13 protein-coding genes and 2 tRNA genes are annotated in these 13,921 nt (G+C 56.7%); 8 read left to right on the forward strand and 7 right to left on the reverse strand.

The annotated features are described in order from the left end of the window. Positions 1–87 precede the first annotated feature (87 nt). A complete protein-coding gene (locus SH139x_RS05680; RefSeq protein WP_488354310.1) occupies positions 88–1,413 on the forward strand; it encodes a hemolysin family protein in 1,326 nt (441 codons plus the stop codon). Here SH139x_RS05680 and SH139x_RS05685 read toward each other — a convergent pair. The 3 genes from SH139x_RS05685 to SH139x_RS05695 form a co-directional block, all read right to left on the reverse strand. Continuing rightward, positions 1,411–1,483, reverse strand: a tRNA-Lys gene (locus SH139x_RS05685). The genes SH139x_RS05680 and SH139x_RS05685 overlap by 3 nt on opposite strands. 149 nt (positions 1,484–1,632) lie before the next feature. Then, positions 1,633–1,721: transfer RNA gene (locus SH139x_RS05690), tRNA-Ser, on the reverse strand. A gap of 142 nt (positions 1,722–1,863) precedes the next feature. After that, on the reverse strand, positions 1,864–2,259 hold the full coding sequence (locus SH139x_RS05695; protein ID WP_488354311.1) for a DUF3127 domain-containing protein: 396 nt from the start codon (positions 2,257–2,259) through the stop codon (positions 1,864–1,866). Between the two features lie 164 nt (positions 2,260–2,423). Here SH139x_RS05695 and SH139x_RS05700 point away from each other — a divergent pair, with 164 nt between their 5' ends. Beyond that, the gene (locus SH139x_RS05700) at positions 2,424–3,374 is read left to right on the forward strand and encodes an FAD:protein FMN transferase (protein WP_488354312.1); all 951 of its coding nucleotides are present in this window, start codon (positions 2,424–2,426) and stop codon (positions 3,372–3,374) included. A gap of 68 nt (positions 3,375–3,442) precedes the next feature. Here the strand turns inward: SH139x_RS05700 and SH139x_RS05705 are convergent, their stop codons facing one another. After that, positions 3,443–3,787, reverse strand: a complete 345-nt coding sequence (locus tag SH139x_RS05705) for a hypothetical protein (protein ID WP_488354313.1) — start codon at positions 3,785–3,787, stop codon at positions 3,443–3,445. 69 nt (positions 3,788–3,856) lie between these two features. Next, positions 3,857–4,654, reverse strand: coding sequence for a glycosyltransferase family protein (locus tag SH139x_RS05710; RefSeq protein ID WP_488354314.1), 798 nt, complete (start codon positions 4,652–4,654; stop codon positions 3,857–3,859). Between the two features lie 274 nt (positions 4,655–4,928). Here SH139x_RS05710 and SH139x_RS05715 point away from each other — a divergent pair, with 274 nt between their 5' ends. The 4 genes from SH139x_RS05715 to aroA all read left to right on the forward strand — a co-directional run bounded on the left by SH139x_RS05715 (position 4,929) and on the right by aroA (position 9,409). After that, a complete protein-coding gene (locus SH139x_RS05715) occupies positions 4,929–5,216 on the forward strand; it encodes a hypothetical protein (protein ID WP_488354315.1) in 288 nt (95 codons plus the stop codon). Between the two features lie 125 nt (positions 5,217–5,341). Next, positions 5,342–6,601, forward strand: coding sequence for a hypothetical protein (locus SH139x_RS05720; protein ID WP_488354316.1), 1,260 nt, complete (start codon positions 5,342–5,344; stop codon positions 6,599–6,601). Continuing rightward, positions 6,601–7,986: an outer membrane protein assembly factor BamB family protein gene (locus tag SH139x_RS05725; protein WP_488354317.1), complete on the forward strand. Its 1,386-nt coding sequence runs from the start codon at positions 6,601–6,603 to the stop codon at positions 7,984–7,986. The genes SH139x_RS05720 and SH139x_RS05725 overlap by 1 nt, the downstream gene beginning before the upstream one ends. 64 nt (positions 7,987–8,050) lie before the next feature. Further along, positions 8,051–9,409, forward strand: coding sequence for a 3-phosphoshikimate 1-carboxyvinyltransferase (gene aroA, locus SH139x_RS05730; RefSeq protein WP_488354318.1), 1,359 nt, complete (start codon positions 8,051–8,053; stop codon positions 9,407–9,409). A gap of 40 nt (positions 9,410–9,449) precedes the next feature. Here aroA and SH139x_RS05735 read toward each other — a convergent pair whose 3' ends face one another. After that, positions 9,450–9,689 (reverse strand): response regulator, encoded by a 240-nt coding sequence (locus SH139x_RS05735; protein WP_488354319.1) that lies wholly within the window; start codon positions 9,687–9,689, stop codon positions 9,450–9,452. 310 nt (positions 9,690–9,999) lie between these two features. On the opposite strand from SH139x_RS05735, the gene SH139x_RS05740 reads away from it, so the two are divergent. Together SH139x_RS05740 and SH139x_RS05745 are read left to right on the forward strand one after the other, a co-directional pair. Continuing rightward, a complete protein-coding gene (locus tag SH139x_RS05740; protein WP_488354320.1) occupies positions 10,000–11,727 on the forward strand; it encodes a vWA domain-containing protein in 1,728 nt (575 codons plus the stop codon). 285 nt (positions 11,728–12,012) lie between these two features. Continuing rightward, positions 12,013–12,498 carry a low molecular weight protein-tyrosine-phosphatase gene (locus tag SH139x_RS05745; protein WP_488354321.1) on the forward strand — a complete coding sequence of 162 codons (486 nt, stop codon included), beginning with the start codon at positions 12,013–12,015 and terminating at the stop codon, positions 12,496–12,498. A gap of 45 nt (positions 12,499–12,543) precedes the next feature. On the opposite strand, the gene SH139x_RS05750 is transcribed toward SH139x_RS05745, so the two are convergent. Beyond that, positions 12,544–13,878, reverse strand: a complete 1,335-nt coding sequence (locus SH139x_RS05750; protein WP_488354322.1) for a nucleotide sugar dehydrogenase — start codon at positions 13,876–13,878, stop codon at positions 12,544–12,546. Positions 13,879–13,921 lie beyond the last annotated feature (43 nt).

The following is a 13,921-nucleotide window of genomic DNA, read 5'->3' on the forward strand; positions in this document are numbered from 1 at the left end:
GATTATGACTGATTTAAATGGTGGGGACGCGGTGAATGGTGACGCGGCGATCGTGGGTGCTTGAGATACTTCATTGAATGGAACTATATGTGGACTTTTGAATTGGCTGTAATGTTTGTGATGATCAGCCTCAACAGCGTATTCGCCGCTTACGAAATTTCGCTCGCCTCAATTAGCTCGGGACGTCTGCACGGATTGGTGCAGGAAGGCAGGCGGGGAGCGGAAGTGGCCTCGCGGATGAAAGACAATATCGAAGGTAGTTTGGCTGTTGTGCAGTTGGGGATCACGCTGGTTGGCGTGATTGCCGCGGCCACGGGAGGCGCGGGTGCGGAAGAATCGGTGGAGCCGATCCTTCTCAGCTGGGGCGTGCCGTCAGGTTTTTCTCAGATACTGGCGATCGCCAGCGTGGTCTTGCCGTTGACGGTGGCGACGATTGTCTTTGGTGAGCTGGTGCCGAAAGTTTTTGCTTTGCGCAACAAAGAGTTGGTCTGCCTATCGCTGTCGCCACTCATGGAGTGGTTCGCTATCAGCGTCAAGCCGGCCGTCTGGTTGCTAGAAAATTCGGTCTCGTTGATCATGCGTCTAGGGGGGCTTTCTGGCGATGATGACGAGAGCAAAACGGCCATTCAGGATTTGCATGGTGCTGCTGCCTTCGCACGGATTTCCCGGCTGATCGGGCAGCGAGAAGAGGGCATTATCATGAGTGCCTCGCGACTTTCCTCAACGCCGGTCAAAGATATCGCGTTGCCGGCGGAGCATATTGATGTGCTGTTTGCCGACCAGTCACTGTCCGATGCTTTGGTGGCGGCTCATCAAAACATGCACACGCGGTACCCTGTAACCGACGAGGTTGGTAACGCCCAACGGATCATCGGCTACGTCAATTTTAAAGACATCGTTGCCAACTTGCGACTCGCGCCGCATTTGCCTTCTTTTCGCAAGCTAATTCGATCCCTCGGGTCGTTTGACTCCGAATTGCCAGTTGCTGATTGTTTGGAACGCCTGATCCGAGATCGCAGCCACATCGCACTGGTCAAAGATCGAGGGGGATTGATCATTGGGATGATCACGTTGGAAGACATCATCGAGGAGCTAGTGGGGGAAATCCACGATGAGTTTGATCGCATTCCCACGCATCTGGTGCGGGCCGGAGATGGTTGGATCGCCGGTGGATTTGTGTCCTTAAATCAACTTCGCGAGGTCACGGGAATTGCCCTGCCGTCGATTGGCGACAAACCACTGTACCGACTCAACGATTGGGTGGTTGAATCGTTGGGCCGACCGCCCCGGGGAGGTGACGTAATTCGTTCGCAAGCATGCAACATCATTGTCCGAAAAACTAAGAACGTAATGGTGCAAGAGGCGCATCTTTCGATAAGCGAAAGTACCCCAAACGAAGAAAAGAAAGAGTGAAGGTGCTGGGGCTCGAACCCAGGACCTACGGATTAAAAGTCCGTTGCTCTACCGACTGAGCTACACCTTCAACTCGCAGAGAAATTGATTCTCCGCCTTTTACTCTTAATGCATCCGCTGGGAATCGACGCGGATAACAGCAAAACAGGATGTCTTCAAAAAAAACACCCGAGCCACAGCTGCGACCCGGGGATGTGTTCTTACGAGATCACCGAAAAGCGGAGCGGACAGGATTCGAACCTGCGGATCCAGTTGCCCGGATCACCGATTTAGCAAACCGGCGCTTTCGACCACTCAGCCACCGCTCCCTAATGCTGCGTGAATTCTTGCCGATTCGGGCAGCAAACGCAACCCATCTTTGATGACCCGCGTTGACAAAACTAGGTTCACCGGCAAATCGAAGTTTGCTGGCAAAGCGGCCTCAGTGCTCTGCCCCCCCAAGACCGGTCCCTAGAACGGTGGTTCGTCATCGTCGACTTCGGCAAAGGCGTCATTCACCGAGGCGGGAGGCGAGTAGTCATTCGTTGCTCCACCCGTTGAACCCCCGCCACCGCCACCGACCGGTGAAAATGAAATCGCTTCGGCGTTGAGGAAATATTTGACTTCGCTGGTCGCGTCACGTTGCCATTTGCGGCCGCTGAGTCGATAGGAGACCTCAATTTCATCACCCACATTCAGCGAATCTACCGAATCGCAGTCGTCTCTGGTGAATTCGAGTGGTACGTAGTTCGTGAAGCTGCCTTTTTCCTGTTCCAGCACGATCAGGCGTTTGCGAAAGCCCTTGCTGCCGTAAGTCTTTGTTTCTTCAATGACGTGCACCACGCCGCGAACTTTAGCCTCGCTCATTGATTCTCTATCCCGTTCCCAGAATGGAATGTTTTAGCCAGCCTTAGACTGGTACCCTTACTACTGTCCAATCGTATCGTGTTTTTTTCTGCGCGTCGCCGGGGTGCCCCGCAGAAAAGCTGAGAGACATTTGCAGACCATCAAGCGACTTCGAGCTGAATAACATGCTGAGCGAAGAAGATACTATTCATTTGCGCATCTCCCAGCGGGCGATGGCAACTGATTTCGAGATTTTTCTGCCCCGCGACGCTGCCGGGGATGACGTTGATGCGGCGGTTACTGCTCTCGACCGGCTGGCAGGTATTGAGCATTGCTTGACCGTTTATGATGCAAGCAGTGAACTTTCGCGTGTCAATCGCCAAGCGGCAGACGGGCCGGTCAAAATTAGCGGCATGTTGAGCCGGGTGTTGCAGCGAGCCGAAGAGGCTTGGCGGGCAACAGCGGGTGCTTTTGATGTGACGGCCGGGCCGTTTGTCGAAGCTTGGGGGTTCACTAATCGCAGCGGCAAACGTCCGACCGCAGCGGAGTTGGCCGCAGCCCAGCAAAAAGTGGGCTGGCAATATGTCGCCCTCGATGCCGAAGCTGGCACGATCGAATTTCAGCGCCCCGGAATGACGATCAACCTGGGAGCCATCGGCAAGGGATACGCGCTCGATTTGCTCGCCCAAGATTTGCGGGTCGCCGGAGTCGATAACTTTTTGGTGCACGGAGGGAACAGCAGTTTGTTGACCGGCGGTGATGGCTGGCGAGTCGGTTTGCAACATCCCACGCAGTCGCGACGTCGGATTGGTGGCTTGACGTTAAACGCCGCCGCGCTTGCGACCAGCGGCAGTGGCAAACAGTTTTTTCACTACCAGGGACGACGTTTGGGGCACGTTATCGATCCCCGCAGCGGACTGCCCGTCGATCACATGCTGTCGCTGTCGGTGATCGCGGCGGAGGCTACGCTGGCCGATGCTTTGGCAACCGGACTATTCGTCGCCGGACGCGATGCCGTGGCCGCCCACGCGGAGCAATATCCTCAGATTGGTCTGGTCGCCGTGCTGCCTAGCGAACGGGCTGGGGAGGTCCAGGTCAGCAGCTGGAATGTCCAGCTCGACGGAGCGGTTGGCTGACCGCTGGCTGAAAAAACTGGCTGAAAAAACCGCCTGATTTTTCCCGCTATTGCAGGCATGGAGGCCCGCTAGAAATCATCATTCAGCATGCGGTCTAGCAACGCTGTTTCCGCGGCCGGTTCTGAGGCTGACTCATCATCGAGCGGGGTTGGCTGTGGAGGGGGAGAGGACATGCTGTCATCGTCTGTGCCACCCTCCCGTTCGCCGTCGGCTGGTGCCGTTTCATCGTAGGGAACTTGAGCACCGGCGGGAATAAAGAGACTGCCCACGCGACCGTGGTCACGATCGGTGCGGTGCCAACGGCCCCCGTAAGCGCCGTAAGAGTCGAGATCGCACTGGCCACACATGGTGCACCCGGTGCTAGTCAGTCCGACTAGGATGCAAGCCAAAACCGGAAGGATGTTTTTGCCCATTACAGTGGTCCACAGTCATTGCGTCGAGGAAATGCCTGTGGTCTGTATCGGCTTGGTTGACTTTACGCTTTAGGGGGAGTTTGTGGATTGTGCAAAACGATTCCTGGCTGCCATCGCTCCCCGCAACGTTTGGTTGTCACGCACCAGCTCGGCCAAGGTTTGCCATTCGGTGGACTCGTTGCCGACGTAATCGGAAAACATCTCCGCGCACTCCCAGTCGCTTTCGTCTTCGATGGCGAACCGCAGGTCACGATGATCGAGCGCGTCGGGGATGGCGACGAAACTCATTTCGTATTGCCCCGGAGCTTTATTCATCCAATCGGCCATGGAGAGCTCTTCGGAACTGGCCGCGATGCGGTCGATGTTGCGACGCAAACGTCGCAGCGCATCGGCGTGACAGACTTCACCGGCCACGCCCAGGTGACGGACGTGGTCCCAGCAGCCGTCGACCCCACAGTAACCGACGTAATCCAGACCTCCCGAAGACTGGTAGGCACGGTTCAGCAGGCAATCAACCAGGGCCGGATCGACGAAGGGACGGTTGGCCGGAACGTAGGCGACCCAGTCCGCACCATAACGGTCTGCGGCAGCAGCCAAGCGTTCGCAGACATGCCCGTACGGCAAGTCCAAAATATCGATTCCCGCAAACCCAGCTCTGAGCAGATTTGTCGGTAGATTCGACCCAGTGATCGCCACGTGATCCAGCCGTGTCGCCTCACTCAATCTTCGCGCGATGCGGTGCGGAACCGTTTGGCCACCCAGGCGGCGATTGGCATAGCGTGCCGAGATTTGTTGGCCAGCCGTCGTGTGGCAGTCGCCAACATCAATTACGGCGACGGAAACTTGTTTATTTTGCCGTTCTGTCATCGTCTCGTCCTCCTGCGACGAGTGCCATCGAGAGAGCTCACCAGCCGGGCATCGATTAACCTTCAGCCTAACGCTCAGGCCAATACCAGGTCAAGCAACTTGGCTGACCGATTTTCCTCTTTAGCGAATCACGTACCGATTGGGGTTTTACCCGGCCCAGCAGCTTGATAGAAGAGTATTCCGGAGAAAATGAACAGATTTGTTCAAGTTCGCTGGTTTGCTTGTCTTGAGGTGAGTTCGCTCGCCGTCAACTACTTCGGAAAGGAGTCCGAGGATGTCTACTTTGGAAACCACAATTGTCACTATTGAACTCTGCTTGCTGCCATTGCTTGGCTTGTCGCTGCTGGTGATCAGCAAGGTCTTGCAAGGCGACGGTGGACGCCTCGCTGAACGCTTTTTTTTGGGGACGCTGTTGTTGGCTACCTTCGCCACTTTTCGCACCATGCTCGGTGGCGACACCATGTGGCTCGTGCATGCTGTCACCATGGCAATCATGATTGTGGGTTCGGTCAGCGTACCGGCTGTTGGCGATCAACCGGCGACTGAGGGACGTCTGGGATAGGTGCAGAGCATGTAAAGCGAGTGAACGATCGTTGCAGGAGTCGCCCGCACGCGACACAATGAGACACCGCACAAGGTCCGGGTGCCGGGCTACGGTCGTTTCCTCTGCCACGAGAATTTAGCTCCATGTTTCTGTTTCCTGCGCGAACTTGCCGCCCCGGCTGGAGGCGGTTGAACCTGACTCCCCTTCTCTTACTTGCCTGTCTTACCGCTCCGTTGACTCTGCTGCTGTCCAGCGAATCGGCTGGCGGTCAGGATGCTGCTCCCAGCAGCGATGCGGACTCGTTTGCAACCGCTATCCAAACAGTACTTGCCGTCAAGCCTGAAGGGGGCGGGCATGTGGAAGCGATGGCCGCGATCAATCAATTAGCCGATTCGCAGGGAGCCGCCTTGTTGCCAGTGCTGCAAGCGATGGGCGACGCGTCACCCTTGGCCAAAAACTGGTTCCGGGGCTTGGCCGCCGAGTTGTTGGAGCAACAAACCGCGTCATCCGGTACGCTGCCCGTGGCGGATTTGGACAAGTTCTTCGCCGACCGGAGCAATGACCCTGACGCTCGCTATTTGGTCTATCGTTGGCTGACCAGCGACGATTCCGCCCGTCGCGAAGCAATCTTGGAAACAGCCAGCGACGACCCCAGTTTGCCGCTCCGTTACCTGGCCAACGAACGGCTGATTCAATTAGCGGACGAAGCTGGTGATGAAGCTGGGGACGAACAGAAAAAGTTACTCTACCTGCGAGTGCTGGCTGATGCTCGCAATCCCGCTCAACTGCAACGCGTGGCCAAGGAGTTGCAAGCCCTGGGCAGAGAAGTCGATTTGGCTAGCGAGCTGGGGATGTTTACCCGTTGGTATTTAGCGGGACCTTTTGATAACACCGATGGCGCTGGTTTTGATCCTCCCGCGGGGCCTGAGGAGAGTTTGCTCAAAGGGGGCGCCGAGCGGTTCGATCCCGAGCAAACATTTACTGGTAAATCAGGACAAGTCGGCTGGCAAAAACATGTCACCCCAGACCCGATGGGGGTGGTCGACCTCAACCCTATCTTTGATAACGCCAAAGACGCGACCACTTATGCATATTGTGTCTTTGAGGCCAAGCAAGCCGCCGAGGTCGAAGCGCGGCTGGGTTCCATCAACGCCAACAAAGTCTGGGTGAACGGCCAATTGGTGACGGCCAATGAAGTTTATCATGCAGGTTCCAGGATCGATCAATATGTGGCCAATTGCCAATTACGCCCCGGCACAAATTGGGTGCTAATTAAGATTTGTCAAAACGCTCAGACCGAATCGTGGGCTCAAGATTGGCAATTTCAATTTCGCATCACCGACGCAATGGGCAAGCCATCGGCGGTTGCTCCTCAGGTCTTCACTACCGAAGGAGCACAGTAATGATTGTTCGTTGTCAGACTTATTCCAATTCAAAGGTGTTCGCCGTGCCGTTTCGTACCTTATCAATCGCCGCTTTCCGTGACGCGTTTATGTCTTTCAGTGCGGGCGCTCGACTGGCAGCCAAGTCGCCGGCGGGACAATCGCGTGGCCGCTGGGCGGCGATTTGCTTATTGACCTTTTGCTGCGGTTGGCAAGTGTCGACCAAGGCAACTGCCGAGGATACTTGGTTGCAATTTCGCGGGGCCGGTGGGCGGAGCGCAAACGCTGGGAAAACGCCGCTGACGTTTGGTGGTGACAACAATCAAAATATAGCTTGGAATTTCCCCACCGCGGGCCGCGGCGTGGGAGGACCGCTCGTTGTTGGTGATTTGGTGGTCACGACCAGCAGCAGTGGTGAGGACGAAAGGGATTTGTATGTCGAGGCGGTTGATCGAGAGAGTGGTCAGTTAGCATGGCGCAGGACTGCGCACGCTTTGGGCCGCCCCTTTGCGCACCCGACTAGCGCTAACGCGGCTCCCACTCCAGCCAGCGACGGCCAGCGAGTGTTTGCTTTTTACAGCTCCTGTGATCTGCTGTGCTACAGTACCCAAGGACGCTTGCTGTGGTATCGAGCTTTGGCGGTCGACCATCCCAAAGCCGGGAATGATGTCGGCATGGCTAGCTCGCCCGCCGTGATCGATGGAGTGGTGACGGTCCAGGTGGAAAATCAGGGCGATTCCTTTGCCATCGGCTTGGACGCGGAGACTGGCAAGACGCTCTGGCAACTCGAGCGACCGCGGCGGGCCAATTGGTCATCTCCGTTGCCGATCCGCTTAAACGATGGCAGACCGGCTTTCGTGTTGCAGAGCACCCAGTCGACTCAGGTTGTTGGGCATCGCAGCGGCGAAGTCTTGCTCGAGTTTGGGCTCGAAGGTAGTTCGATTTCCTCCCCGGTGGTGACCGCCGGCTCTCAGCTGTTAATTCCAGCGAACGGTCTGACCGTCATCGACTTGGCGATCAGCACTCCCGATATCTTGTATGAGAACTCGCGGCTGAGAACTCGAAATTCCAGCCACGTGGTGTTTAAAGACCGAGTCTACTGCTGTAGCGGATCGGTATTGGTAGCTGCCGATTTGAATGACGGCGAAGTTCTCTGGCAGCAACGTTTGCCGGGTATCCGCTCCGTCTGGGCGACTCCGGTGGCCACGGAAAGTGGCATCTACGTGTTTGATCAAGATGGCGCCGTGGCGATTCTCCGCGACGATTATCAAAGTGACGATCCGGAGTGCGAAGTGCTGGAAGGGATGAACATTCCCGGACCCGTGCTCGGTTCCCCGGCGGTTGTCGATGGTGCGATTTACGTTCGCAGCGAACTCGCGTTGTTGAAGATTGCCGCTCCCAATTGATGTTGTTGTTTGCTTGCCAGGCCCCCTCGTTCCCCACCCACTTTTCTCGCCCCGCTCCGAAGCTATGTCTCCCATCGATGCTGTTACTGATTTCGCGGGTGCAAACTCCGCAGGCCGCACCGTTGTCGAGATCATGCCGGGTGGGCCCGTGGTGGGGGCGATGCGGCCGCCGGGCTCGAAGAGTCTGACGAATCGCGCTTTGATATGTGCCGCCTTAGCAAACGGTCGCTCAAAATTGACCGACGTGCTAGACAGCGAAGATACGCGGGTGATGATTGCCGCGCTGCAAGCGGTTGGTGTCGAGTTGGACGTGGATCTTGCCAAGCAAACGATTGAGGTGGAGGGACTCGCCGGCAGCCATCGAGATCAACAAGCTGCGGAAGTCAGTTTGGAAATTGGTAACAGTGGCACGACGATTCGTTTTCTGACCGCCGCTTTGTCCGCTTTGGGGGGCCGCTATTATCTGCATGGCGTGCCCCGCATGCACCAGCGTCCGATTGCCGATCTCATTGCCGCGATTGAGCAATTGGGCGGAGGCGCCGAGGCACTTTCGCCGCTAGGATGTCCACCGGTGCGGATCGCCAGCGGTGGTTGGCAACGTGGCGAAGTGACCGTCGCCGGAGCGGTTAGCAGTCAGTATTTAAGTGGGCTGTTGATGGCCGCACCGGCGAGCCGCCGACAGATCACCGTTCGCATCGCCGGTGAACTTGTCTCACGACCCTACGTGGATATGACACTCACCTTGATGCGAGACTTTGGCGTGCGAGTCGATGTGGTCGACGAGTCGACGTTTTTGCTGCCCGCCGATCAGGCATATCAAGGACGGAGTTATACGATAGAGCCAGACGCCTCGGCGGCCAGTTATCCCTGGGCGGCGGCGGCGATCAGCGGTGGCACTGTCACCGTGCAAGGTCTGCATCGCCAAGCTTTGCAAGGCGACGTCGCCTTCGTGGAGGTGCTGGCCAAGATGGGCTGCCAAGTCAGTTATGAGGCGAACCAAATTACCGTTTCGGGACGAGCGGCTCGCGGGATCGATGTCGACATGAACGCGATCAGCGATTGTGTGCAGACATTGGCCGTGGTCGCCCTGTTCGCGACTGGACCAACGACCATTCGCGGCGTGGGGCATAATCGTTTTAAAGAAACCGATCGCATTGGCGATCTCGCCCGCGAGTTGCGTAAGCTGGGTGCCGAGGTCACAGAGCTTGATGATGGCATGCGAATCACACCTGGTGAATTGCGAGGTGCCTTGCTGGAAACTTATGATGATCATCGGATGGCCATGAGTCTGGCGTTGGCGGGACTGAGTTTGCCCGGCGTGCAGATTGAAAATCCTGCTTGCACGGCTAAGACCTATCCCCACTATTTCGCCGATCTCGAGCGGCTGACCGGACGCGCTCATCACTGGAGTCAGCTTTCGTAGCCGTTGCTAGCGTGCCCGCAGCGATTAATGCCCGCAGTGATTAATGAGGCGGGCGCTGCAGCGGTACTGTGTGTACATACTCGCTGCTCCGCCGCAGGATCGCTTCGACGCGTTCCAACAGAGGTGCTTCCAGCGGCGCGTGGCTCGCGGACGAACCGTCGCAGCCTCCGGTGAACTCCGCTCCGCAGTGTTGGCAACCAACCTCGCGACCGAGTAAATCGATGGCTATCCGCAGCTGCCGACCGCAGGTTGGGCACGGTTGTGTGAAGTGATAGGGCATGGGCATCTCCGTTCGCCTGGATGCTCGAACTTAAATTAGCGGCAGGCATTCTACCCTTTTGGGTGTCTCAGTGCAATGAAAATAGCCGTTCGCTTTTTTTTAGCTGGCGGGGTCTAAGCAACGTGCCAATCTTGTGCCGCGCGGCGGCCCGCGAGGGGCAATTTTTCCCCGCTCGGTGGATCTGTTCGGGCGGGGGGAGTGGCCGATTTCTCCTTAAATTCCTGTCCACTGGGAACTGCTGGGCACTCCCCAGCGACTATCGCCGGTAATCCTCGCGGTGAGCATAATTTTCAAAATGGGAGTGCGAACGATGATCGAGAAACGAGCAGGGAGCCAATTTTGGTTGGGCGGGCTGACCAACTGGTTGCTGGCGGTGGCCCTCCTGGCGGTCGCTGGTTGTGGCAAAAGTGAGGTGGCTCAAGATGTGACCGTCGAAGCTCCCGATGGGAGGGCCGCTTCGGTGGCGGAGTCTCCGTTCAATCCTGGCTTGCCTGACGCGATGCCTCTGGGGTTTACTGTCGAGCCAACTGTCGAGCCAACCGACGAGCCAACCGACGATGGCCAGGGGCCGGGAATGTCGGGCGATAAACACGACTTGATCGTCGACAACCCTTTCCTGAGCACTCGCAATGAACCGCTGAGTACCTTTTCAATCGACGTGGACACCGCTTCCTACGCTAAGGTCCGCAGTTACTTGTTGGGGCAATCTCGATTGCCTCGCAAGGATGCCGTGAGGATTGAAGAGTTAATCAACTACTTTGACTACAACTATCCGCAACCCGAGGCATCGTCCCCGCATCCGTTTGTGGCCAGGGTGGCGCTGGCTGAATGTCCTTGGCAACCTGCTCATCACTTGGCCCGCATTGCCATCAAGGGTGTGGAGCCACAATCTGCCGCTGCTGACGGTAGTAATCTGGTGTTCCTGATCGATGTTTCTGGTTCGATGAAGCGCGCGAACAAACTACCATTACTAAAACAGGCCCTGCGTCTTTTGGTAGACGAACTGGGGGCTGATGATCGCGTCTCCATAGTCGTCTACGCGGGTGCCAGTGGCGTGGTTTTGTCAGGCGCCTCGGGGGCCGACAAACCACAAATTAATGATGCTCTGGGAAGGCTTGCCGCCGGGGGCAGTACCAACGGGGCGGCTGGCATTGAGGACGCTTACCGGTTGGCACGGGAGAACTTTATCGAAGGTGGTAACAACCGCGTGATCCTCTGCAGCGATGGCGATTTTAACGTCGGCAGGACTGGTACCGACCAACTGGTGCGAATGGTCGAAGAGGAGGCGAACAGCGACATTTTCCTCACCGTGCTGGGGTTCGGCATGGGGAATCACAACGACGCCATGATGGAGCAGATCAGCGGTCGCGGAAATGGAAATTATTTCTTTATCGATACGATTCGCGAAGCTCAAAAGGTATTAGTCCAGGAGATGCAGAGCACTTTGGTGACCATTGCCAAGGATGTTAAATTGCAGTTGGAATTCAATCCTGCCAAAGTAGCCGCGTATCGATTAATCGGTTATGAGAACCGCGTGCTTGAATCACAAGATTTCAACGATGACAAGAAAGATGCCGGCGAGATTGGGGCTGGGCACTGCGTCACGGCGCTCTATGAATTAGTGCCTCCCGGCGTCCCCTTGCCATCGCAAATGACACCCGTGGATCCGCTTCGTTACCAAACTCGAACTACTCCCGTGCTGGCTGATCAGGTGGAACCCGCCGGCGAGTTGGAAAGCCCGCTCAGTGACGAATGGTTGGTGATTCGGCTGCGATATAAATTTCCCAGCGAAGAGGTGAGCCAGCGGATGGAGTTTGTCGTGCGTGACCAAGCGGTTCCTTTCACAACCGCCGATGCCGATCTGCAATTTGCCGCCGCCGTCGCCGCTTTCGGCATGCTGCTGCGTGAATCGCCTTACCGGGGTGAAGCTGACTACGAACAAATATTGGCGATCGCCGAAGCATCAATTGGCGATGATCCATTTGGGCTGCGTCGTGAGTTTTGTGACATGGTTCGCGCCGCAAAAGTGCTCAACTAATTGCCTAAGCACCTCCGCATCAAGCATTCGACAAAACGAAATCAGCCGCGGCGCACTAGCGTCCGGTTTCCAGGAACCGTTAACTGACGCTCAACGGCTGATATCCTCGAAAGACTGATGTCGAGGTGCTTAGCGTTTTTTGGCCAGTTATCACTGACGAGCTAGCCCTGGCTGATAAAAAGGTGGAATGCGGTTCCAGGGCATGTTAGGCTCAGGCCGGGGAGTAGGCCCTGCCCTGCGATCCGCTGTTCAACTTTTTACCCGCCCACTTTTTGCCAGCTAAAAATGTCACGCTCTTTGCTCTTCGTCTGTTTAGGGAACATCTGCCGCTCGCCAGCAGCCGAGGGTGTGATGTTGCAGCACCTGGCAGACCATGGATACGCCGGCAAAGTCTTTGTCGATTCCGCTGGGACCGCGGGCTATCATTGCGGCGAACCGGCTGATGCCCGCATGCGCGCGGCGGCCGAGCGGCGGGGATATCGGCTGGAAAGTCGAGCTCGGCAGTTAGAACCAGCCGATATCGTAAGGTTTGATCTAATAATTGGGATGGATCGTGAGAATTTTTCTAGTATTCAGCGAATGGTCCACGGCCCAGCGCCGCACATTCGCATGTTGAGCGACTTTTTGCCGGGTGAAGATTGGCCGCGGGATGTTCCCGACCCCTATTACGGTGGTGAGGCAGGATTTGAGCAGGTTTTGGACATGCTAGAAGCTGCCTGCCCGGCGATTGTCAGCGAACTGATGGCAAACGCCGCCTCCGGCAGGGAATAACTGGCTTGGTCGCTCGCGGCCAACCGCCCATCCCTCGCCCGTACTTTATGCCTTGCGGATTTTCGAGCGACCTGCTCCGCTGACGTGTTTGGTGGCGTTGCGGGTGTCGATGATCAGTGGCGCGTGTTGGACGATCGTGTGGTAATCAAAGTCGCTGTGATCGGTCGCGATCAGTACGCAATCTTGGTCGGCGAGAAATTCGGGCGTTAGCGTTTGGCTATGCAAATCGGGCAGGTCGTGGTGCCGCATTTTCGGCAGTTGTGGCACGTGGGGATCGCTGTAAGTGAGGTTGGCTCCGCGAGCGAGCAACAGATCCATCAGCACGAATGAAGGGCTTTCCCGGGGGTCGTCGACATCTTTTTTGTAGGCCACCCCGAGCATGCAGATTTTGCTGCCTTTGATGGGTTTCCCCAGGTCGTTGAGGAATTCGGCCAGTCGACCGATCACGTAACGTGGCATGGAGGTGTTGACCTCACCGGCCAGTTCGATGAACCGCGTGGGGTGTTCGTATTTGCGAGCCAGCCAGCTGAGGTAGAAGGGATCGATGGGGATGCAATGCCCGCCCAGGCCGGGGCCGGGATAGAAGGCTTGGAAGCCGAAGGGTTTGGTTTTCGCGGCGTCGATCACGTTCCAGACATCGATGCCCATGGTATCGAAGAGGACTTTCAGTTCGTTAACCAGGGCGATGTTGACGGCTCGATAGATATTTTCCAGCACCTTTGCCGCCTCGGCGACTTCGCAATTCTCCACTGGCACGACGCCGGCGACTGCTTTGGCGTACAGGGCGCAAGCCAAGTCGCGGCTTGTTTCGTCGATGCCACCGACGACTTTGGGAATCTGCGCGGCGGAGTAGGTTGGGTTACCGGGGTCTTCGCGTTCGGGGCTATAGGCGACGAAGAAATCGCTACCGCACTTCAGTCCGCTCAATTCCAAGATGGGCACGACAACATCGCGGGTAGTGGTGGGATAGGTGGTGCTCTCCAGTACCACTAGTTGTCCCTTGCGCAAACGCTTGGCGATTGCTTGGCAAGTGGATTCGATGTATTGCAAGTCGGGATCGCGAGCTTTGGTGAGGGGAGTAGGCACGCAGATGATCAGAACGTTTGGTTCATCGAGTCGTCCCATATCGTGGGTGACGGTTAGGTGTTTACCATCAACCCAGCTGGCGATTTTTTTGCTGCTGATATGTTTGATATAGCTTTTGCCGGCTTCAATGGATTTGATCTTCTCGGGATCCACATCAAAACCAACGCATGAGAAACCAGCGCGGACGAAGGCATCGATCAGCGGCAGGCCCACGTAGCCAAGGCCAATCACGCCGACAATTGCCGAACCTGCATCAACGCTTTGGCGAAGCGTGCTCGTGGAATGAGTCGTCAATCGTCTGTACCGCGAGTTGGGGAGAAACTGTCGACTGCAACGC

The organism is Kothea flammea (assembly GCF_052161645.1).
GTDB lineage: Bacteria > Planctomycetota > Planctomycetia > Pirellulales > Pirellulaceae > Laterigemmans.